This is a genomic window from Pedobacter kyungheensis (assembly GCF_000812965.1).
GTDB classification, from domain to species: Bacteria; Bacteroidota; Bacteroidia; order Sphingobacteriales; family Sphingobacteriaceae; genus Pedobacter; species Pedobacter kyungheensis.
Window position 1 is genome coordinate 193,792 of the sequence record NZ_JSYN01000005.1, and the last position, 20,460, is coordinate 214,251.

The 20,460-nt window shown below is 39.6% G+C and carries 18 protein-coding genes; 11 read left to right on the top strand and 7 right to left on the bottom strand.

Annotation, left to right across the window (positions count from 1 at the left end):
• Window positions 1-119: 119 nt before the first annotated feature.
• The 6 genes from typA to OC25_RS06430 all read left to right on the top strand — a co-directional run bounded on the left by typA (window position 120) and on the right by OC25_RS06430 (window position 7,075).
• Window positions 120-1,925, top strand: coding sequence for a translational GTPase TypA (gene typA / locus OC25_RS06405; RefSeq protein ID WP_039473067.1), 1,806 nt, complete (start codon window positions 120-122; stop codon window positions 1,923-1,925).
• A gap of 253 nt (window positions 1,926-2,178) precedes the next feature.
• Window positions 2,179-3,105, top strand: a complete 927-nt coding sequence (locus OC25_RS06410; protein WP_039473070.1) for a lysophospholipid acyltransferase family protein — start codon at window positions 2,179-2,181, stop codon at window positions 3,103-3,105.
• A 65-nt stretch (window positions 3,106-3,170) separates the two neighbouring features.
• On the top strand, window positions 3,171-4,076 hold the full coding sequence (locus OC25_RS06415; protein ID WP_280740758.1) for a lysophospholipid acyltransferase family protein: 906 nt from the start codon (window positions 3,171-3,173) through the stop codon (window positions 4,074-4,076).
• 57 nt (window positions 4,077-4,133) lie between these two features.
• Window positions 4,134-5,324 carry a serine hydrolase domain-containing protein gene (locus tag OC25_RS06420; protein WP_082018526.1) on the top strand — a complete coding sequence of 397 codons (1,191 nt, stop codon included), beginning with the start codon at window positions 4,134-4,136 and terminating at the stop codon, window positions 5,322-5,324.
• Between the two features lie 106 nt (window positions 5,325-5,430).
• Entirely contained in the window at window positions 5,431-6,474 is a 1,044-nt protein-coding gene (locus OC25_RS06425; protein WP_039473075.1) for a hypothetical protein, read from the top strand.
• Between the two features lie 31 nt (window positions 6,475-6,505).
• Window positions 6,506-7,075, top strand: a complete 570-nt coding sequence (locus tag OC25_RS06430; RefSeq protein ID WP_052266001.1) for a thioredoxin family protein — start codon at window positions 6,506-6,508, stop codon at window positions 7,073-7,075.
• 61 nt (window positions 7,076-7,136) lie between these two features.
• Here the strand turns inward: OC25_RS06430 and OC25_RS06435 are convergent, their stop codons facing one another.
• The 3 genes from OC25_RS06435 to OC25_RS06445 all read right to left on the bottom strand — a co-directional run bounded on the left by OC25_RS06435 (window position 7,137) and on the right by OC25_RS06445 (window position 10,167).
• Complete coding sequence (locus OC25_RS06435) at window positions 7,137-7,697, bottom strand: type 1 glutamine amidotransferase domain-containing protein (protein WP_039473077.1); 561 nt, start codon at window positions 7,695-7,697, stop codon at window positions 7,137-7,139.
• Window positions 7,698-7,933: 236 nt separating this feature from the next.
• Window positions 7,934-8,680: a glycosyltransferase family 2 protein gene (locus OC25_RS06440; protein WP_039473080.1), complete on the bottom strand. Its 747-nt coding sequence runs from the start codon at window positions 8,678-8,680 to the stop codon at window positions 7,934-7,936.
• A gap of 206 nt (window positions 8,681-8,886) precedes the next feature.
• Window positions 8,887-10,167, bottom strand: coding sequence for a glycosyltransferase family 4 protein (locus OC25_RS06445; RefSeq protein ID WP_082018527.1), 1,281 nt, complete (start codon window positions 10,165-10,167; stop codon window positions 8,887-8,889).
• A gap of 128 nt (window positions 10,168-10,295) precedes the next feature.
• On the opposite strand from OC25_RS06445, the gene OC25_RS06450 reads away from it, so the two are divergent.
• From OC25_RS06450 to OC25_RS06460, 3 genes are all read left to right on the top strand, one after another.
• Entirely contained in the window at window positions 10,296-13,481 is a 3,186-nt protein-coding gene (locus tag OC25_RS06450; protein WP_039473083.1) for a S41 family peptidase, read from the top strand.
• Window positions 13,482-13,668: 187 nt separating this feature from the next.
• Complete coding sequence (locus OC25_RS06455; RefSeq protein WP_039473087.1) at window positions 13,669-14,418, top strand: class I SAM-dependent methyltransferase; 750 nt, start codon at window positions 13,669-13,671, stop codon at window positions 14,416-14,418.
• Between the two features lie 6 nt (window positions 14,419-14,424).
• Window positions 14,425-15,948 carry a rhomboid family intramembrane serine protease gene (locus tag OC25_RS06460; RefSeq protein WP_039473090.1) on the top strand — a complete coding sequence of 508 codons (1,524 nt, stop codon included), beginning with the start codon at window positions 14,425-14,427 and terminating at the stop codon, window positions 15,946-15,948.
• Here OC25_RS06460 and OC25_RS06465 read toward each other — a convergent pair.
• Window positions 15,945-17,396, bottom strand: a complete 1,452-nt coding sequence (locus OC25_RS06465; protein ID WP_039473092.1) for an alpha-L-fucosidase — start codon at window positions 17,394-17,396, stop codon at window positions 15,945-15,947. The genes OC25_RS06460 and OC25_RS06465 overlap by 4 nt on opposite strands.
• Window positions 17,397-17,540: 144 nt before the next feature.
• Between OC25_RS06465 and OC25_RS06470 the strand changes: the two genes are divergently transcribed.
• Window positions 17,541-18,236: a hypothetical protein gene (locus tag OC25_RS06470; protein ID WP_245221911.1), complete on the top strand. Its 696-nt coding sequence runs from the start codon at window positions 17,541-17,543 to the stop codon at window positions 18,234-18,236.
• A gap of 57 nt (window positions 18,237-18,293) precedes the next feature.
• The gene (locus OC25_RS06475) at window positions 18,294-18,701 is read left to right on the top strand and encodes a hypothetical protein (protein WP_039473097.1); all 408 of its coding nucleotides are present in this window, start codon (window positions 18,294-18,296) and stop codon (window positions 18,699-18,701) included.
• 43 nt (window positions 18,702-18,744) lie between these two features.
• Here the strand turns inward: OC25_RS06475 and OC25_RS06480 are convergent, their stop codons facing one another.
• Genes OC25_RS06480 through OC25_RS06490 form a run of 3 tightly spaced genes read right to left on the bottom strand, consistent with a single transcriptional unit; the run spans window position 18,745 to window position 20,441 of the window.
• Window positions 18,745-19,515 (bottom strand): ThuA domain-containing protein, encoded by a 771-nt coding sequence (locus tag OC25_RS06480; protein ID WP_039473099.1) that lies wholly within the window; start codon window positions 19,513-19,515, stop codon window positions 18,745-18,747.
• A gap of 42 nt (window positions 19,516-19,557) precedes the next feature.
• The gene (locus OC25_RS06485; RefSeq protein WP_039473102.1) at window positions 19,558-19,992 is read right to left on the bottom strand and encodes a low molecular weight protein-tyrosine-phosphatase; all 435 of its coding nucleotides are present in this window, start codon (window positions 19,990-19,992) and stop codon (window positions 19,558-19,560) included.
• 2 nt (window positions 19,993-19,994) lie between these two features.
• Window positions 19,995-20,441 carry a hypothetical protein gene (locus tag OC25_RS06490; RefSeq protein ID WP_039473106.1) on the bottom strand — a complete coding sequence of 149 codons (447 nt, stop codon included), beginning with the start codon at window positions 20,439-20,441 and terminating at the stop codon, window positions 19,995-19,997.
• Window positions 20,442-20,460 lie beyond the last annotated feature (19 nt).

Consider the following 20,460-nt stretch of genomic DNA (forward strand, 5'->3'; position numbering starts at 1 on the left):
CTGGTTTTTCTGATTAAAAATGAGCTAATTACAACATTATCTTCTTATTAAATAGTGACTTGTATAGTTGAAAATCCATTTTTAAACACTATCTTTGCGCCAAATTTGAGGCGCATTTTATGCAAAAGATTAGAAATATAGCTATTATAGCACACGTTGACCACGGTAAAACCACGTTGGTTGATAAGATTTTACACTCTTGTTCTATTTTTCGTGACAACGAACAAACAGGAGAGTTGATATTGGATAACAACGATTTAGAGCGTGAACGTGGTATCACCATCGTGTCTAAAAACGTTTCTGTTCAATACAAAGATGTAAAAATTAACATTATTGACACTCCTGGTCACGCGGATTTCGGCGGTGAGGTAGAGCGTGTTTTAAAAATGGCCGATGGTGTACTTTTACTTTGCGACGCTTTTGAAGGTGCAATGCCTCAAACACGTTTCGTAACGCAAAAAGCTTTGGCACTGGGTTTAAAACCAATTGTGGTTGTAAACAAAGTAGATAAAGAAAACTGTCGCCCGGAAGAGGTTTACGAACAAATTTTCGAATTGTTCTTTAACCTTGAAGCTACTGAAGAACAATTGGATTTCCCGGTTATTTACGGTTCATCTAAACAAGGATGGATGAGTACTGACTGGCAGAAACCAACAACCGATATTTTTGCTTTATTAGATGCTGTGGTAGAAAATATTCCTGCTGCACCAATGAACGAAGGTACTTTACAAATGCAAATCACCTCTTTAGATTATTCTTCTTTCGTAGGTCGTATTGCAATTGGTCGTGTTCACCGCGGTACCATTAAAGAAAACCAGCCGGTTACTTTAATTAAACGCGATGGCAAAATTGTTAAATCAAGAGTAAAAGAACTTTATACTTTCGAAGGTTTAGGTAAAGTAAAAGCTACTGAAGTAAGATCAGGCGATATCTGCGCTGTTGTAGGTATCGATGGTTTTGAAATTGGCGATACCATTGCTGATTTTGAAGCTCCGGAGCAATTACCGGTAATCAGTATCGATGAGCCAACAATGAACATGTTGTTTACCATCAATAACTCACCTTTCTTCGGTAAAGAAGGCAAACTGGTAACTTCTCAACGTATCAAAGATCGTTTGATTAAAGAGATGGAGAAAAACCTGGCATTGAAAGTGGTTGAAACTCAAGGTGCTGATTCATGGTTGGTATATGGCCGTGGTATTCTTCACTTATCCGTATTAATCGAAACCATGCGTCGTGAAGGTTATGAGTTACAAGTTGGTCAGCCACAGGTAATTGTTAAAGAAATCGACGGTAAAAAACATGAGCCGGTTGAAACTTTAATTGTAGATGTACCTGCAGAAGTTTCTGGTAAAGTAATCGAATTGGTAACCCAACGTAAAGGCGAGTTATTGATTATGGAGCCAAAAGGTGATTTACAACACTTAGAGTTTGAAATTCCATCTCGTGGTATCATCGGTTTACGTAACAACGTTTTAACAGCTACAGCTGGTGAGGCGATTATGGCACACCGTTTCAAAGCTTACGAGCCTTGGAAAGGTACTATCCCTGGTCGTTTAAATGGTGTATTAATTTCGATGGATAAAGGTACTACTACTGCTTATTCGATCGATAAATTACAGGATAGAGGTCGTTTCTTTGTTGATCCGGGAGTTGATATTTACGAAGGACAAATTTTAGGAGAGCACATCCGTGATAACGATTTAGTAATTAACATCGTAAAAGGTAAAGCTTTAACTAACATGCGTGCATCAGGTACTGATGATAACACCCGTATTGCGCCGGCAATTAAATTCTCGCTTGAAGAAGCAATGGAATACATCCAGGCTGATGAGTACATTGAAGTTACTCCGGCAAGCATGCGTTTACGTAAAATCTTCTTAACTGAGCAGGAACGTAAAGTTAAAGGAAAACAATTCGCTTAAAATCCCTAATCCCCAAAGGGGAATTAGAAAAAATAGGAAAGCCCTGATGAAAATCGGGGCTTTTTTCATTTTACGCATTTCTTTAATCAACCGCATGAGAGGAGATTTAGCATTTCGTAATGCTAAAACCGGGGCTGTTATGTAGGATTACTGCCTCAAATTGCTGATGTATGTAAAAAAAACAAAATGATGATAATTGCTGTGAAATATGCCGTAAATTTGTACGTTATTAGAAACAATGTCCCATAATAGCATGATTAATAAATGGTTATCCAGAGTGGGTATATCTTTGTTGAATTTACTCTCTCTTTTACCGCTATTCATTTTATACAGGTTGGCAGATGCTTTTTATCTGTTAATCTTTTATGTTTTCGGCTACCGCAGAAAGGTGGTTAAAGAAAACCTGCACAATGCCTTCCCCGAAAAAAGCAATATTGAAATCAAGGCTATAGAAAAAAGATTTTATAAATTTCTGGCCTCCCTTTTTATAGAAGTGATTAAAATGAAAAGCATTTCTAAAAAAGAACTCCAAAAAAGAGTTGTTTTCAAAAATGTTGATCTTGTTGAAGCTTATCTTAAAAATAATGAAAGCGTTATTTTTTGTTCGGCACATTTCGGTAATTATGAATGGGTTTGTATGGCCATTGGATTAGCTTTTTCTGGCGAACATTACCCCATATACAAGCCGTTAAGCAGCGAAACCTTTGATCATTGGTTTCTGGGAATGAGGAGCAGGTTTGGAAACCACATGGTATCTATGCGCCAGACTTTAAGGGCTATTCAGGCCAGTAAGAACGAAGCAACCATGTTTACTTTCGGAAGCGATCAGGCGCCTTCGAGAGAAGATTCTACTTATTGGACAACATTTTTAAACCAGGAATCTTCCATTCAGCTGGGTGTAGAAAAAATTGCCAAAAAGACTAACCGTCCGGTTTTTTATCTTAAAATTAATACACTAAAACGGGGTTATTACGAGGTAGATTGTGTTCCGATCTGTTTAAATCCAACAGAAACTGCCGAATTCGAAATTACTGAAATGCATACCCGGTTTTTGGAAGATATGATTAGCGAAGCACCTGCTTATTGGCTGTGGAGCCACCGCAGATGGAAATATAAGCGGGAACCAAAGGCTGCACCTGCGGTGTCAAACGACCAGAATACCATGGATGCAATGGCATAATTCTCTTCCCGCTACCAAAAAATAAAATTTTTGTGGCATGATTTTTTGAGTTACTGGTTATTAGGATTTCAACTCATGCCAGTATGATCAAAAAGGGGATTTCCCATTTAGGGATATTTTTTTTAAGCGTCTTATCATTATTCCCTTTAACTGTATTATATCTATTTGCAGATATTACCTACCTGCTGCTGTACTATGTTTTTGGTTATAGGAAACAAGTTGTAAGAACCAATCTGGAGTGTGCATTTCCGGAAAAAAGCGCTGCCGAACTCCTTATTATTGAAAAACGTTATTACCGTTATCTGGCCGATTTGATTTTCGAAATCCTTAAAATGAGCAGTATTTCGGCAAAGGAAATTGAAAAACGCTTTGTTTTTAAAAATAAGGAACAGATTCAGGCTTATTTAAGTCGTGGCGAAAGTATCCTTGTTTGTTCAGCGCATTATGGTAATTGGGAATGGGGTACTTTGGGCGCCGGACTTAATTTTGCAGCCAATCATTATCCCATTTATAAACCTTTAAGCAATCCGTTTTTTGATCATTGGTTTAAAAAAGTGCGCAGCAAATTCGGCAATCAATTAATTGCCATGCGGCAAACGATGCGTGCATTACAGGCCAGTAAGGATAAACCCAGTATTTTCAGTTTTGGCAACGACCAGGCGCCCACGCGTGAAGAATCGCATTACTGGACAATTTTTATGAACCAGCCGAGCGCTATACAATTGGGGATTGAAAAAATTGCCAGAAAAACCAACCGACCTATATTTTATTTCAGAATTAGTGTATTAAAAAGGGGCTATTACGAGGTAGATTGTGTACCGCTGTGTTTAAATCCGGCTGAAACTACCGATTATGAAATTACGGAACTTCATACCCGTTTTTTAGAAGAAATAATCAAAGCCGAGCCGGCCTATTGGTTATGGAGCCATAAAAGGTGGAAACATCGACCTCCGGCTGCGACTGGTTTTTAATGGAATGAAAAATTAAAGCAGGCATAATTTTATATTTGTAGCCATAATGCCTTGCTGATGAAAATCTTTAAAAGAATAAGCTTATTTCTGGTTTGCACACTACTTTTGTCGCTATTGCTATTGTTCCTCTTGAAACCCTACCTCATCAGGGTGCTGAGGTATAGAACGCCGGATGCTGCAACCTATAAAATATTTCCACAGGAGATAGTTCATAAAAGTAGTTCGGTTTTTCATTTTATCAGGCCGGCAAAACAACGGAACGATCTGGATACCTTGCATGTACTTGATGGGAATAACCAATCCATCCCATTAAAAACTTATTTAAAAAACGGGCAGGTAAATGCTTTTCTGGTCATTAGAAATGATAGTGTTTTATACGAAAGATACGATAAGGGCTATAGCGACAGTACACTCACCACCATATTCTCTGGTGCTAAAAGCATGATTTCTATCCTGATAGGCCAGGCCTTAGGCGAAGGAAAGATTAAAAGCCTGAACGATAAGGTTATGGTTTACATTCCGGAATTAAAAGCAAACCCTGCTTTTGCCGAAATTACCTTGAAAAATCTGTTGGATATGAAATCGGGGCTTGATTTTCAGGATGCGCTCGGTGGGGCACTTAAAGCTTTTTTTTCTGACGAAGCCAAGTATTACTATACCCATGATATGCAAGCTGAATTGATGAAGGTAAAGCTGGTTAATCAACCCGGTACAGTTTGGAAATACAAAAGCATCGACCCGATTTTATTGGGCTGGGTGCTGAAAAAAGCAACCGGTAAATCGGTAGCACAATATTTCCAATCGCATGTATGGCAGCACATTGGTGCAGCGTATGATGCCAGCTGGGGTTTAGATCAGGTAAACGGACTGACGAACACGGCCAGCCGCTTTCAGGTTACGGCTATTGATCTGGCTAAAATAGGTCGCTTGTATTTAAATAAGGGAAAATATAATGGTTTGCAGGTTGTTCCCGAAAATTGGGTAAACCAATCAGTAAATATAGGAGTCGAAAAACCAGCCTCAGCAAAGGGTTGGCAGCAATCGGCACATCATTACCTTTGGTGGATTCCACAGGAAGGTGAAAAAGGAGATTATGCTGCAGAAGGTATGCTCGGTCAGCGCCTGTACATCGATCCTAAAACGAACACCATTGTTGTACAGTTTGCCGATCATGGCGCAGGTAATTATCCTTACCGCAAAATAAGCCGGTATTTGAGTGGCTTGCCATTTAGTTATCCAAAGTCTTAACCGCAAAGAACGCTATAGGTGCGCTAAGACGTTTAAACTTTGCATTCTTTGCGTAAAGCTTTGTGGCCTTTGTGGTTAAATTTTTAAAATAGTACCTTGTCAATAAATGGAAAACAACGACGTAAAAATTTCGAAAAAGAAGCCGATTTTCCCGGTTAGTCCTGCTTTGCAGAAATATTTGCGTACCTACCAGCGCGAAGCTAAACTCCCCATTTCCTATCAGGATTTAATGCAGTTTAACGAGGCTTTTCCACTAATGGATAAGTTTGGCAAAGATTCGCTTTGGGAAGGCCCAATCTATGCCCAGGATTTAATTGAGCCGCTGCACAACGGGCTGAAAGAAGTTTATGCCAACCTGAAAGCTTCGGGTAATTTACGTATCGTAGAACATAAATACATCGATAAAATTGAATATTGCACCTTTGGCAATACACATCCTTTCCGCATCAGGATTGTAAACAGGCTAAACGATGTTTATGATTATTTCTACATCAAAAAAGCCGATGCTTCGCGTATTTATGGCCTGGAGATGGAAGAAATACTCTCGCCCAATCAGGTAAACTATCTGGTAGATGGCGATACCCTGGTAGAAGAACATATTGCCGGCATTCCGGGCGATGTTTTTACCAAAGGCCAGTTGTATGCCCCGGAATTTAACCCTACGCGTATAGCAAAGGAGTTTGTAAAATTTAACGAGCGTTGCCTGATTATGCTTTTGGGTGATATGCGGGCCTATAATTTTGTAGTCCAGATTACACCCGATTTTGACGATATCCAGTTCCGCATCAGGGCGATTGATTTCGATCAACAGTTTTATGAAGGCAATCTGAAAGTTTACCTGCCCCAGTTTTTTAAAGAAAACCTGCCTTATGTGAAAATGAGTATGGAGCAGTTAACTGATAAAACCGTATTGCAATACCAGCAGGAAGAAAGATCATCCATTGTGCACCGCGTGAGGAGTGAGCGGCACCGTCTAACCGATTTACGCGATGTATCTAACAAAGAGGAGCTCACCACGCCCGAAAATATTGCTCAGCTAAAACAGGGCATGAGCGATTATTTTAAAGATACCAATTACCTGAGGTGCAATACCATGACCGATATTATTGAACTGAACATCAAGAATATCATTCGCCAGGTTAAACTGTAAATTATTATATTTGGTTTAAAATCAAAAACTTATGAAAAGATTCCTTTTTACAACGGGTATTTGCGTGCTGCTGTTAATCTCGGCCTTTAAAAATGATACACCTCCAACTGCCGATCAAGTCTTAAAAACGGCCCTGGTAAAAGCCAAAAAAGAGAAGAAACATGTTTTGATTATATTTCATGCCTCCTGGTGCGGTTGGTGTCATAAAATGGATGCATCTATCAATGATCCGGAAATCAAGCCTTTATTTGATAAAAGTTATGTTATAGAACATTTAACTGTATTGGAGCACGATCCGGCAAAGAAACCTGATCAAAATCCCGGTGCAGAAGATTTGATGAAAAAGTACAATAGTGAAGGATTTGGAATCCCATTATGGTTCATTTTTGATGCAAATGGAAAATTAATAGTCGATTCTCATATCCGCCCGGCAGGTACAGGTTTTGAAGTAAAAGGAGATAATATTATTGGTTGCCCGGCGTCTGAAGAAGAAGTGAAAGCTTTTGTGGTGGAACTTAAAAAAACATCCAAATTAACGGATGCGGAGCTGGAAAAAATTGCTGCGCGATTCAGAAAAAATGATCCCAAATATAAAGGTTAAATAAAACGGTCAGCTACTGCCAACCGTTTTTGAGTGAATCTAGAAAGAGCGTCCAAAGTTTTTAGGCGTGCTGGCCTTCATGAACACCTTCGGCAAATTCCTCTACAATTTTATCGTTAAATGCAGGTAAGTCTTTTGGGGTACGGCTGGTAACCAAACCCTGGTCTACCACCACCTCCTCATCCGACCATAAAGCCCCTGCGTTAATTAAATCCTGCGAAATGTTTTTAACGGATGTCATTTTGCGGCTTTGTACCACATCAGCATTAATGAGCGTTTGTGGGCCATGGCAAATGGCGGCAACGGGTTTACCGTCATTAAAAAACGATTTCACAAAAGCCAGTGCATCGCTGTTAACCCGTAACTGGTCGGGATTGATTACGCCTCCGGGTAAAAGTAGCGCGCTGTAGTCTGATGCATTTGCTTCGGTAAGGGTTTTGTCTACATCAACCTCAATCGACCAATGATCGTGATCCCAGGCTTTTATTTTACCACTTTTAGCGGAGATGATGTGAACGGTTGCACCTTCTTCTTTTAATCTTTTTACCGGTTCTGTTAATTCTACTTCTTCAAATCCGTTTTCTGAAAGAACAGCAATTGTGCGGTTACTTAATCGTCCCATAATCTTTTCTGTTTTTAATAGGTATGTATTAAAGACAGTTGGGGAAAATTATTGTTTTTAGAAATTTAAGATTATTCTAGTCGATTTAAAAAGCGTTTGTCATGTTGAGCCTGTCGAAACATATCTATACACATTTTAGAAAAATCTAAAATTTACATAGTTACATCTTTTAAGCAGTTGCTGAAACAAATCCGATAGCTATCGGATCAGCATGACGAACAGTAGCGGTGGTACAACTAATCATTCGTCCTTCTATGCTTAATAAAGTACCATACTAAATTCCCTGCAATAACCACATGATTAAAAATGTTTGGCAGCAGGCCGTAGTACTTACTAAAGATATTAAACCGCTCTTTTAAACTTTCGCGATGTTTTTTCTTGCTCATGCCGCCAACCAGGTATTTAGCCACGTATCGGTGTACATTTACTATATTCGAAGCCTTTTTTGCTGCTTTGATAATCCAGTCGATATCTGCGCTGTATTTATAGCTTAAATCGTAAGGTACAATAATGCTGCGGCGAATATAAATGGCCTGATGGCTGATATTCATCCCATATTTAAAGCTGGTCCAGTCAAATTCTTCAGGGGCTTCATGTCTTCTGCGGCCTAAACTTTCCCAGTTATCGTTGTACATTTCGGTTTCGCCATAATAAATATCGGCTCCTGGCGAACTTGCAAAAACATCTGCTACGGTTTTGGGATCGTATATTTCATCTCCCGAATTCATGAAAAGTACATAATCGCCAGTAGCCAGGGCTAGACCTTTATTCATGGCATCATATATTCCCTTGTCGGGTTCGGATACGATTTTCGAAATCTGATCTTTATACTGTTCAACAACCTGTAGTGTTCCATCAGATGAGGCGCCATCAATTACAATATATTCTATGTTTGGATAAGTCTGATTTAAAACAGATTTTATGGTACGTTCAATATCACGAACGTTATTGTACACAATGGTAATGACGGTTAACTTTGGCAAGGGGTGTTTATTTGGATTGGAGTAAATTTAATAAAGATTAAGTAATTTTTGCTGACTGTGGGTGAAAATGAAATTGGCCAAACATTTTGAGGGCGAACCGCACAATAAGAATTGGTTGGTGGGGTGTAGTTAGTAATGAACTAAATTTAACTCGCTATAGTGTAGTTGTTTACAATTAGTCCAACAGTGTTGGACTAATTAGGATCTTATTTCGGCTGTAAATCAATCAAGGTTTCGTACAAATGAATGTGTTCGGCGGCAATTACCTCTTCAGAAAAATCGGTGAGGATACTTAACCGGGCCGCTTTTTGAATCTCATCTTTATTGGGGCGATGGTAAAGCCATTCGATACCATTGGCCAGATCTTCGGCATTCTGGTATTCGGCCAGGTACCCGTTTTGCATGTGTTTTACCATATCGGGTATGCCACCGGTAGTAAAGGCCACCACAGGCGTAGCGCAGGCCAGGCTTTCCATTACCGTATTGGGTAAATTATCTTCCAGCGAAGGGGTAATAAAAGCATCGGCTGCCGAATAGCATTTAGCCAAATGGTCATCTTTATTAATGGTGCCCAAAAAAGTGGTTTTGAACGGGAATTCTGGCATTTCTGCATTTTCTTTATTACCAAAAATCACAATCTCGATATTCTCTTTTTGAATTCCCTGCCGGCGTGCTAAAATTTCTAAAGCCTCGATTAAATAGGGGGTTCCTTTATGCTTATCGTTTTTAGAAGGCATAAATCCACTCATTAGCACAAATTTATCTGGATTGATCTTTAGTATTTTCTTCGCTTCGGCCTTTACATAAGGCTTAAAAATTTTGGTTTCGATGGTATTCGGAATCACCGTGGTTTTTCGGGTGCCCAGCAAACTGCTGAATTTTACCGATGCGGCCATCCAGTTACTGGGTGCAACAATATGGAAATTTAATTCGGTATAGGCTTTTTGTTTGCGCTTCCATGTTTTGTGCGAAATGTCGTGCTTGCCGCTGATTTTCAAAATCGGGCAGTTACCACATTGCTGGTGAAAATGTTCGCAGCCATAACGCACATGGCAGCCACCCGTAAAAGCATTGCTATCATGAAAGGTCCATACAATAGGTTTTTCCAGTTCATCCAGCTGCGCCAAAAATTTGGGGTTCAGAAAACCGTGATTTACCCAATGTAAATGGATAATATCGGCATTTTTAACATCGGGATGGTTGATTACTGACCGGCCGAACCATTGCAGGCTGAAGGGCGTTTTAACCGATTTGCTCAGCCACTTGGCAAAATATCTTTCTGATAAGATATTGTAAACGGCCCTTGCTTTCTGGAAAGGAGATTTGCTAAAGGTATCTATTTTGGGGTTTTGCCCAAATTTATAGTAAACCAATACTTTTGAATCTATTCCACTGGCTTTTAAAGCATCGCTCAGGCGCAAACAGGCCCGGCCTGCCCCGCCATTTCCGTCATAGGTATTTAAGTGTACTACTTTCAAATCAATCAAAAATACATTTTATTGTTTACGATTATAAAAACTGTTGCGTAATTTCATCCATATATTTTATCGTTCTTAAGGTTAAGCTGTTTTTTATTAGAAAAGAGTTGCCTTTACGGAGCCAAACTAACTTAATCATGATCAAATCCCTAGTAAAATCACTTGCGGCCCTGGCATTTTTATGGCCGGCGTATTCATTTGGACAAAACCAAACTTATTTTGCCGCATATCCTGCTTTAACGCCCGATGCGCAGACAATAGTATTCAGCTACGATGGCGATATTTGGAAAGTACCTGTAAAAGGCGGTGTGGCATCGCGTATTACAGCGATGCAAGGCGAAGAAGTTAACCCGAAAATTTCTCCCGACGGAAAGTGGCTCGCTTTTTCGTCTAACCAGTTTGGCAATTACGATGTTTATGTGATGCCGCTTGCAGGTGGCGATATTAAACAACTCACCTTTAATGATGCTGCTGATGAGGTTGACAACTGGAGCTGGGATTCGAAAACGATCTATTTTACCTCGGGCCGTTACAATTCTTTTTCGAGTTATAAAGTAAATGTAAACGGGGGGACAGCAGTGCGTTTATTCAATAATTATTTTAACACTACACACCACATTGCCGAATCGCCAACAGGCGAGTTGTTTTTTAACGATACCTGGGAAAGTATGCGTTTTGCCAACCGCAAACATTACAAAGGTGCTTATAATCCCGATATCCAATCGTATAACCCGAAAACGAAAAGCTATAAACGCTATACCGATTATATTGGAAAAGATTTCTGGACCAGTGTAGATCAGAAAGGAAATGTGTTTTTTGTCTCAGACGAAGGGAACGACGAGTACAATCTCTATACTTTTATTGGAGGCAAAAAAACAGGACTCACCAATTTCGATACTTCTATTAAACGCCCATTTGTTGCTGCAAACGGAACTACCGTAGTGTTCGAAAAAGATTATCAGTTATATACTTACGATGTTGCAACCAAAAAAACGGAAAAAGTGAACATCAGCACTTCGCGCAATCAGGTGTTGAGCAAAGAACAGGAATATGATGTGCGGGGCAATATTTCTGCATTTGATGTTTCAACTGACGGCAAAAAAATGGCTTTCATTTCGCGTGGTGAAGTTTTTGTAAGTGATGCCGATGGAAAATTTATCCGCAAAATTACCAACAGTGGCGAACGTGCTATGGAATGTAAATGGCTGGCTGATAACAAAACAATATTATTTAGTCAAACCGCTAACGGCTTCCAAAACTGGTTTACCATTACCGGAGATGGTAAAGGAACGGTAAAGCAGTTAACCAAAGATAAAGCAAATAACCGCGATATTACCCTGAATAAAACCAAAACCATGGCGGTTTATTTAAGCGGCAGAAATGAACTGAAGCTGATGGACCTTAAAAATTTCGATAGCAAAACGCTGGTAACTGATGAGTTTTGGGCTTTGCAAAGCGCAGCCCCAAGTTTTTCGCCAAATGATGAGTATGTGCTATTTACCGTTTACCGCAATTTTGAACAGGATATTATGGTGCATAATATCAAAGGAAATAAAACCATTAATTTAACCAATACAGGGGTTACAGAAACTGGCCCGGCATGGTCGCCAGATGGCAAATACATTTTCTTTACCAGTGCACGTACCAAACCATCGTATCCAACAGGGATGTCTAATGCCCATATTTACCGCATGGCCCTCGATAATTATGGCGAGCCTTTCCGATCTGATAAATTTGATGATTTGTTTAAAGAAACGAAGCCTGCAACCCCAGCAGTTAAACCCGAGCCTTCAACTAATAAAAATGATAAAAAGGCAAAAGCAGATACCACTAAAAAGAAAGCTGAGGTTAAGTCTGCAAATGTAATTACCATTAATACACAGGATATTATGGATAGGGTAGAGCTGGTTGGACCTGCTTTTGGAGGCCAGTTTGGAACTGATGCCTATGCCAAAGGAGATAAGACTTACGTGTTCTATTCTTCTAACCACGAAGGAGGCGCACCTGGCTTGTACAGAACCACTATCGAACCTTTTGAAGCCAATAAAACCGAAAAGGTAGCCGATGGTGGCGATTATTCCCTGATCCAGGCCGGCGATAAGTTTTTTGTGTTAACCCGCGGCGTAATTAACAAGTATACTTTAGAGTCGAACAAATTGGATCGGGTAGACCATGGTTATAAATTTACCCGGAATTTAAATGCCGAGTTTAACCAGATGTTTTACGAAACCTGGGTAGGCCTTGACGAAAATTTTTATGATGAAAAATTTCATGGTGTAGATTGGGATAAAATGAAAACCCGCTATGCTGCTTATTTGCCTTACGTGAATAACCGTAGCGATTTGCGTATCCTGTTAAACGATATGCTGGGTGAGCTTAACTCTTCGCACATGGGCTTTAACAGTTTGGGAGCAGAAGAACGTAAGAATTTAACCTACGTAACCAACGAAACCGGAATTATTTTCGACGATGAAAACCCGTTAAAAGTTGAGCGTATTGTAGCCAAAAGTAATGCCGCTTATACCGGTACAAATATTTTAGCCGGCGATATTTTAACAGAAGTGAACGGGGTAAAGATAGATGAAAAAATAGACCGCGATTATTATTTCAGTAAACCTTCTTTAGACCGCGAGATGACGCTGACCTTTAACCGTAACGGCAAACAGGTATTCGTTAATGTGCATCCTGAAAGTTCTGGTGCTTTAAGAAATAACCTGTATGATGAATGGATTACCCAAAACCACAAAAATGTAGATAAATGGGGTAATAACCGCATCGCTTATTCCTATATGAAAAATATGGGCACCGGTGAACTTGAAACTTTCCTGTTGGATATGGTAGCCCAGGAAGAAAACAAGGAAGCCATTATTTTAGACCTTCGTTACAATACCGGAGGTAACGTACACGATGACGTATTGAAATTCCTTTCTCAGCGTCCTTACCTGCAATGGAAATACCGGGGCGGTAAATTGGCGCCACAAAGTAACTTTGGCCCGGCTGTAAAACCAATTGTGCTGTTAATTAACGAACAATCGTTAAGCGATGCTGAAATGACTGCGGCTGGCTTTAAACAGTTAAAGCTGGGCAAAATAATCGGTACCGAAACCTACCGCTGGATTATCTTTACCTCGGCCAAAGGTTTGGTAGATGGCTCTTCTTACCGTTTGCCATCATGGGGCTGTTATACCATGGATGGTAAGAACATCGAAAAAGAAGGTGTTAAGCCTGATATTTTTGTGAAAAATACTTTCGAAGATCGCCTGGCAGATAAAGATCCGCAACTGGAAAAAGCTGTTGCCGAGATTTTGAAAGAATTGAAGTAGGGTTTATCGGTTATGGTGCAGAGATTTTGTTTTATTGTTGGATGGTTATATTGTAGTATATCCAGCAATAAAACAATGTTGCAATAGCGCTCTTTCACAGTTTAAACAGTTAACCAATTTAAACAATTAACCATTTTAGGCAGTTAACCAAATTTTTCCGTTTCTTTGGAACTGGAATTTTTAAAATATGGCAAATTTATTAACCGACAGGGCTTTTTGGGTAAATTATTGGGAAAGTAAAAAAGGACTCGCGGTTCGGCTACCATCTAACTATCTGTTTCATCGCCAGCTGGCTGATGTGATTCAGCAAAATCAGGTTAAAACAGCGATTGAGCTTGGTGGTTTCCCGGGATATTATGCCGTATTTTTAAAAAAGTACTTCAAGCTGGATGTTACCTTGCTTGATTATTTTGTGCACCCGCCTGTAGTAAAGGAGCTTTTAGAAAAAAATGATCTGACCGAACAAGATATCCATATTATTGAAACCGATTTATTTAACTACACGCCTGAAAAACAGTACGATTTGGTACTGAGCTGTGGTTTAATTGAACATTTTAACGATACCGCCGACATCATTAACCGACACATTGCTTTTGTAAAACCCGGGGGTACTTTGTTTATCACTTTACCCAATTTTAAAGCGGTAAATGGTTGGTTTCAAAAGAATTTCGATAAAGAAAACTACGATAAACACAATATCGATAGCATGAATCCGGCACTACTTCGTAAAATTTGCGAAGATGCAGGTTTAAAAAATGTAAAATCGGGTTACTTTGGCCGTTTTAGTGTTTGGCTTGAAAACGAAGACCAGAAATCAGCCAGTGTACGTGTTTTCAAAAAAGCGGTATGGCTTGCCGGAAAAATATTTACCAAGATTATTCCATTCGAGAGCAAAAATCTATCGCCATATATTATATTAGAGGCGAAAAAAAATTAGCGCGCTATGGCAATCAGTTGGGGTTACTCGCCAAAAATTGAAAAATATATCCCTTTAGCCGATTTTCCGGCAGATAAATATTTAATTATTGCCCGCAAGGTAATTGAAAACCTGGGCTGGAAATTAAGTCATATTTCCAAAACCGGTATTATCGCCTATACTCCAATCTCTTTTCAATCCTATACCGAAGAGATTTCGATCCGTATTCATGGCAATTTTGCTGTAGTAAAAAGCGAATGCGTGGGCATTCAAATGCTTTTTAACGATTACGGGAAGAATGACCTCAATCTGGAGAAGTTTTTTAACGAATTCGAGTACGTTCAATTTCACCTGCAGGATATCTGGGAGGATAGCCTGACTGCATTTCATGCCTTAATTGCTACACAGGACGATACTTACTTCGAGAAAGCTCCGCTTACGGCAAAGGATAAGATTAAAAATATTCTCTATCTTTTTCTACCTCAAAAAGGCTATCTGGTTACCCCGATTCTCATTATTTTAAATATAATCTATTACGGAATAACCCTTTTATTTATCACCCTAATATTTAGGCTCAGGAGTGAAGATGCGATCATTACCGCAGTAATTACAAATGGCTACCTAAATCTGGGGGCAAACAGCCGGGAATTGGTTTTAGAAGGCCAGCTCTGGCATTTATTTACGCATCAGTTTATTCACTTAAACATTTCGCATGTATTTTTTAACCTCTATGCACTTGTTTATATAGGCCTTATGGTTGAAAATAAATTGGGCTCGGTTAAATTTTTGTTTACTTACCTCTTGAGTGGTATTTGTGGCGGTTTGGTCAGCATCATTTTCCATAAATTTGGTTTTATGGCTGGTGCATCGGGTGCTATTATGGGTATTTTCGGTGCTTTTATGGCCTTAATTGTAAGCAAGGCATTCGAAAAGAACGCAAGTCGTGCACTTTTAATCAGCACGGTTGTAGTAACAGCTATTATGCTCTTAAATGGTATAAGTGGTAATGTGGATAACAGCGCACATATTGGCGGATTGGTTTCGGGCTTTATAATTTGTTATTTGCTTTTTAACGAAAAGTTAGGGAGCTGGAAAATAACTTCTGGCTTACAGTATGGGTTATCAAGTATGATTGTTGTGGTGTTTGCTGCTGTGGTTTTAACACTAACACCAAATTATCAGAACAGGAAGTTTTACAAGCTCCAATTTACTTTTGATCAAAATATCTCCGATTTTAATAAGGTTTATTCAATTCCGCGCGATCTTTCGAAAGCTGAAAAGGTAAAGATGATTGAGCAATATGGCATACAGGTATGGCGTAAAAATAAGCAGATTGTTGCCGAAATGAAGAAGCTCAGACTGGAAAAAAAGGAAAACTACAGAAGGGATTTTGATGGTAAGATTACCAATCTGGCCATCAAAATCTCTGAGCTTTTATATCGCGAATATCTCGAAGAAACCTCCAGATACCGCGATGAAATTGAACAGCTTACCGATGAGGTGAATGTCATTCGCGGTGAAGCCAGCACAAGCGAATTTAACCGCGATTAAGCAGTTTTTTTGTAAAGTCCTATCTCGCTTAAAGTAATACAAACCGGCGATTTGGTGATGTTGATTTTTACTTTATTTGTGGTAACAGGAGTATCGAGTTTGATTAACCTTTTTGCGCCAATGCTGGTGCCATCGTATACCTTTTTCCAAATACCGTTTTCAAAAACCTCAATGGTATAGGCCTCAATTCTTTGCCCCAGCTGGATATATTCCTGCAGGCTAATAATGTCGAAAGTTTTTGAAACCGGTAAATTAAGCTCAATTGTAGCTTCGTGAACCTGATCTTGTGTAGCCCAATAGGTTGTTTTATTGTTATCTAATAATGCTGCAGCGTTATATTTGGCCCCCCTGCTATTGCTCAGTTTTAGTTTGGCATTTTTAGCCAGGTTATTGGCAAAGGTGTGTTTAACCATATCGCCAAAAGTTTTTAACGAGGCAACATCATCTGCATGGAGCTGTCCGCGGGTATCAGGTGCTAAACCAAGGTCTAAACCTGCACCCCGGCCAACACTTTTTAAATACAAATCAAAAAGTGTTTCGGGGCTTTTAGGCTTCTCATTGGCATGAAAAAACCAGCCCTTTCTTAGTGGAACATCGCATTCTGCAGGCATCCAGAATTTGCCATTTCTAATGCCTTCGGGGCTTTGCGGATAATTGGCCTGCCCCGGAACTGCAACACTTTTTCCATCTGGTGCCATTGGGGTAAAAGTAGCCCAGCTTGTTTCTGCTGCGTGCCCGTCTTCGTTTCCTACCCAGCGAATATCTAAACCAATATCGCTGAATATGTTGGCCATAGGCTGCATTTTGCGGGTAATGGCCCAGGTATTCTTCCAGTCGTAATAAGTGGTATTATCGATCGAGCGCTTTTCCCTGGCTCCACCGTAATAACCATCGCCACCATTGGCACCATCATGCCAGCTCATAAAAAGTTCACCAAAATTACTGTACAGTTCTTTTAACTGTGCCTGGTAAATCGCCAGATATTTATCTGTACCATAAAGGGCATTGTTTCTATCCCATGGCGAACAGTATACGCCAAATTTTAAGCCATTTTTGCGCACGGCCTGCTCCACTTCTTTAACCAGGTTTCCTTTGCCACCTCTGAACGGGCTCTTACTAATGTTATAATCGGTTGTTTTGGTTGGCCATAAGGCAAAACCATCGTGGTGCTTGGTTACCAGTATAATGCCTTTTAAGCCGCCTGCTTTTGCCGCTTTGATAATCTGATCGGCATTAAAATCTGTCGGGTTAAATGTTTTAGGGTCGGCATCACCAAATCCCCATTCTTTATTTTCGAAGGTGGTTGGGGTAAAATGGATTAAGCCATACACTTCCGTTTCATGCCATGCGAGCTGACGTTTAGAAGGTAATGCACCATAGGGTTTGGGCGGGTTTTGGGCATACGTTGCTGCCGAAAGAAGTAAAAATAGAATCAATAAGGGTTTCATATTGGTTTTGCTTAGGTTGACTAAAATACATAAAATAACCGTTGAGCCAGTAGAATTAACCAATATTTAACCTGTTGCTCACGTAATTAACAAATTATTTTTCCATCTTGATCGTTACATACGGGCCTCAAACATTTTAATTTCATGATGCGTTTAGCTACTATGACTTCCATGCTCCAGATTCCTCCCGATGGAGGTACAGTATATACCGAAACGAACCTTAGCCAGCTTTTTCCCGAGCCTTTTAATACCATAACCAGTGCTTTCTTTTTGGCCATTGCTTTTTATTGGCTTTTTAAATTGCGCGGAAATTTTAATCAGCATAAATTTTTAACTGGCGCATTGGTATTACTTTTTATTGGTGGTATTGGCGGAACTACGTACCATGGTTTAAGACGCTGGCCGGTTTTTATTATGATGGATTGGATGCCAATTATGCTGCTTTGCCTTTCGGCTGGTGTTTACTTTCTTGCTAAACTAACCCGTTGGTACTTTGCGGTTTTAATCGTAGTGGTGTATGCCTTTTTTCAGTTTTATGTAAGGCAGCTTTTCAGTCAAGGCGATTTTCAGTTGTTTATTAACGTTAACTACGCTTTTATGGCTGCGCTGGTACTATTTCCGGTATTTGGCTATCTGGTAAAAACCGACTGGAAAAACGGTAAGTGGGTTGGTTTTGCCCTGATTGCCTTCATATTCGCCCTAACTTTTCGCATAGCAGATAAATGGGAGATCTTAACCATAGGTACCCATTTCTTGTGGCATACTTTCGGAGCTCTGGCTTCTTTCTGTATGCTCAACTATATTTATCTGGTGAACCTTAAAAAGACAAAACTTAATTAAAAATTCATTCTTAATAGTTGTAGATGTTTTATATTAGATCAATAAATTATTTTTAAAATGAAGAAATTATTGATCCTATCAGCCCTGGTATTGGGTTTAAACTTAAGCTCGAATGCGCAAAGTATTTTAAATAAAGTTGGTACGGCTGCGGCGGCTGCAACTGGTTTTGATGCCAATAGCTTAACCTCAAGTATTTTAGGCAAGCTTACGCCTGCGTTGAGTTTAACTCCCGCGCAAAAACCGACCGTAACCACTATTGTTAAAGATTTTTTGGTACAGAAAGCTACAATTATGGCTACACAGAAAACCGATCCGGCTGCTTATACCAGCAAATTTGGTAAATTGTACGCAGGTTTGAAATCTAAATTGGGTACAGCTTTAACCGTAGCTCAGTTAGCTAAATTTACATCATTAAAACCTGCTGCTCCAAGTGCAAGCAACGTTTTGTCACAGTTGTTCTTTTAAAACAAAATAGCCTGTTAATGATATTTAACAGGCTATTTTTTGCTTAAAGCAATTTAGATTTTGCTTTGCTATAATCGAGTTTCTTTTGTTTACCTATTGCGTATTCTATGCCTCCCCAAAGGTGATTTAAGAATTTTTCTTCAGCCCATGCTTCGTTAGTGTGCCCCATCGAAGTATAAAAAGCCCTGCCGCCATCAAAATCGTGGTACCAGCTAAATGGATGGAAAGCGCCGTTTTTACCGCCTTTGTACGATTTTTCATCAATGGTGATCAACACTTTGATATCAGGGTTAATATCTTTAAAGTTATACAGTTCATCTTTGTGCATCCATACCGAATCGGTGAAAAATTTGGTCGATGGGTGGTTTTTATCTTTAATTACAAATCTGGCGTCTTGTATTGCCGGGTGACTGGTAAAATAAGCTCCTGCAAGTTTTCCGTACCATGGCCAATCGTATTCGGTATCTGTTGCAGCATGAATACCTACATAACCGCCACCTGCCTGGATATACCTTTCAAATGCTGATTGCTGGGCATCATTCAGTACATCACCTGTAGTGCTTAGAAAAATTACGGTTGCATATTGTTTCAGGTTTGCTTCGGTAAATACGTCGGCATTTTCGGTAGTGTCTACTTCAAAATTATGGCTTAAACCCATTTTTTGGATGGTTGCTTTGCCTACCCCGATAGAGGCATGCCTAAAACCTTTGGTTTTCGAAAAAACCAGGACTTTTGCAGGCTTTTTTACAGCGGTAAATCCCTGAAATAAAATAACAGTTGCAATTAATAAGCACAGAGAAAGGAATTTTTTCATTTTCGATTTGGCTAGTGTGTGTTGTTAAAGTGAAAGCTAAAATTAAGAAAGTTGTTTGATAATTGCTAAACATCTTGCTTCAACCTGCTTACAAACCGGGGCAAATAGCGCATTATCCCAGTATGGGTCTGTAACTTCGTCGTTATCAAGAAAAAGTTTAATCTTTTTTTCTTCTGCTTCGGTTCTGGCCAAACTTTTAACATCTTTCAGATTATTCCTGTCCATTACCAAAATTAAATCGTACTGGCTAAACATGCCATGGTTAAATTGTTGTGCCCGTTGTTTACTAATGTCGTAACCAATGGCTTTGGCAGCTGCTATGCTTCTGTGATCGGGAGCCTGGCCAACGTGCCAGTTACCTGTACCCGCCGAAGCGATTTCCCAGTTGAGGTTATGTTTTTCAGCTAAATGGCGCATAATGCCTTCTGCCAGGGGCGACCGGCAAATGTTACCGAGACAAACCATTAAAATTTTCAATGTTATTTGGATTTTGCAGTAAATATATATGTTACTGTAAAAGTAGTTCCATTTTGTTCGAAAACATATTTATCGGTGATATTTTTCCCTTCTATTTTTACCACCCTTGCATTGGCACTAAAGCCATCGTTCAGTGTTATTTCATTTCCGTTTTTGCTCCATTTAGCTTTTTGATACGAAATCATATCGCACAGCGGCCCATTAGAAGTGAAGGCAAAAGTGCCGTTCTCAGAAAAAGAGAGGGTATAGTTATTGTTTAAACAGCCAGATGGGCCTGCCATAGTCATAAAGTTAGTTACAGCTTTACCATCTACCTGCATGGCCGGATTTACGGTCGCCGATTCGAGAGCCCAGTTGTATCTGGTTATTTCAGTAAAATTTTCGGCATCGTTTTTCTTTTTGCAGCCTAATGCCAGACTTAACGTCAAAATTAAGAGAAGTTTTTTCATTGCGTTTTTAGTTCGTTTT

Bases quoted from the DNA above. Each gene is read 5' to 3' on its own strand.
- OC25_RS06490 (WP_039473106.1), bottom strand. From the start codon at position 20,441: ATGAAAAAACTTCTCTTAATTTTGACGTTAAGTCTGGCATTAGGCTGC.
- OC25_RS06450 (WP_039473083.1), top strand. From the start codon at position 10,296: ATGATCAAATCCCTAGTAAAATCACTTGCGGCCCTGGCATTTTTATGG.
- OC25_RS06435 (WP_039473077.1), bottom strand. From the start codon at position 7,697: ATGGGACGATTAAGTAACCGCACAATTGCTGTTCTTTCAGAAAACGGA.
- OC25_RS06455 (WP_039473087.1), top strand. From the start codon at position 13,669: ATGGCAAATTTATTAACCGACAGGGCTTTTTGGGTAAATTATTGGGAA.
- OC25_RS06410 (WP_039473070.1), top strand. From the start codon at position 2,179: ATGATTAATAAATGGTTATCCAGAGTGGGTATATCTTTGTTGAATTTA.
- OC25_RS06480 (WP_039473099.1), bottom strand. From the start codon at position 19,515: ATGAAAAAATTCCTTTCTCTGTGCTTATTAATTGCAACTGTTATTTTA.
- OC25_RS06425 (WP_039473075.1), top strand. From the start codon at position 5,431: ATGGAAAACAACGACGTAAAAATTTCGAAAAAGAAGCCGATTTTCCCG.
- OC25_RS06475 (WP_039473097.1), top strand. From the start codon at position 18,294: ATGAAGAAATTATTGATCCTATCAGCCCTGGTATTGGGTTTAAACTTA.
- OC25_RS06465 (WP_039473092.1), bottom strand. From the start codon at position 17,396: ATGAAACCCTTATTGATTCTATTTTTACTTCTTTCGGCAGCAACGTAT.
- OC25_RS06420 (WP_082018526.1), top strand. From the start codon at position 4,134: ATGAAAATCTTTAAAAGAATAAGCTTATTTCTGGTTTGCACACTACTT.
- OC25_RS06430 (WP_052266001.1), top strand. From the start codon at position 6,506: ATGAAAAGATTCCTTTTTACAACGGGTATTTGCGTGCTGCTGTTAATC.
- typA (WP_039473067.1), top strand. From the start codon at position 120: ATGCAAAAGATTAGAAATATAGCTATTATAGCACACGTTGACCACGGT.
- OC25_RS06460 (WP_039473090.1), top strand. From the start codon at position 14,425: ATGGCAATCAGTTGGGGTTACTCGCCAAAAATTGAAAAATATATCCCT.
- OC25_RS06470 (WP_245221911.1), top strand. From the start codon at position 17,541: ATGATGCGTTTAGCTACTATGACTTCCATGCTCCAGATTCCTCCCGAT.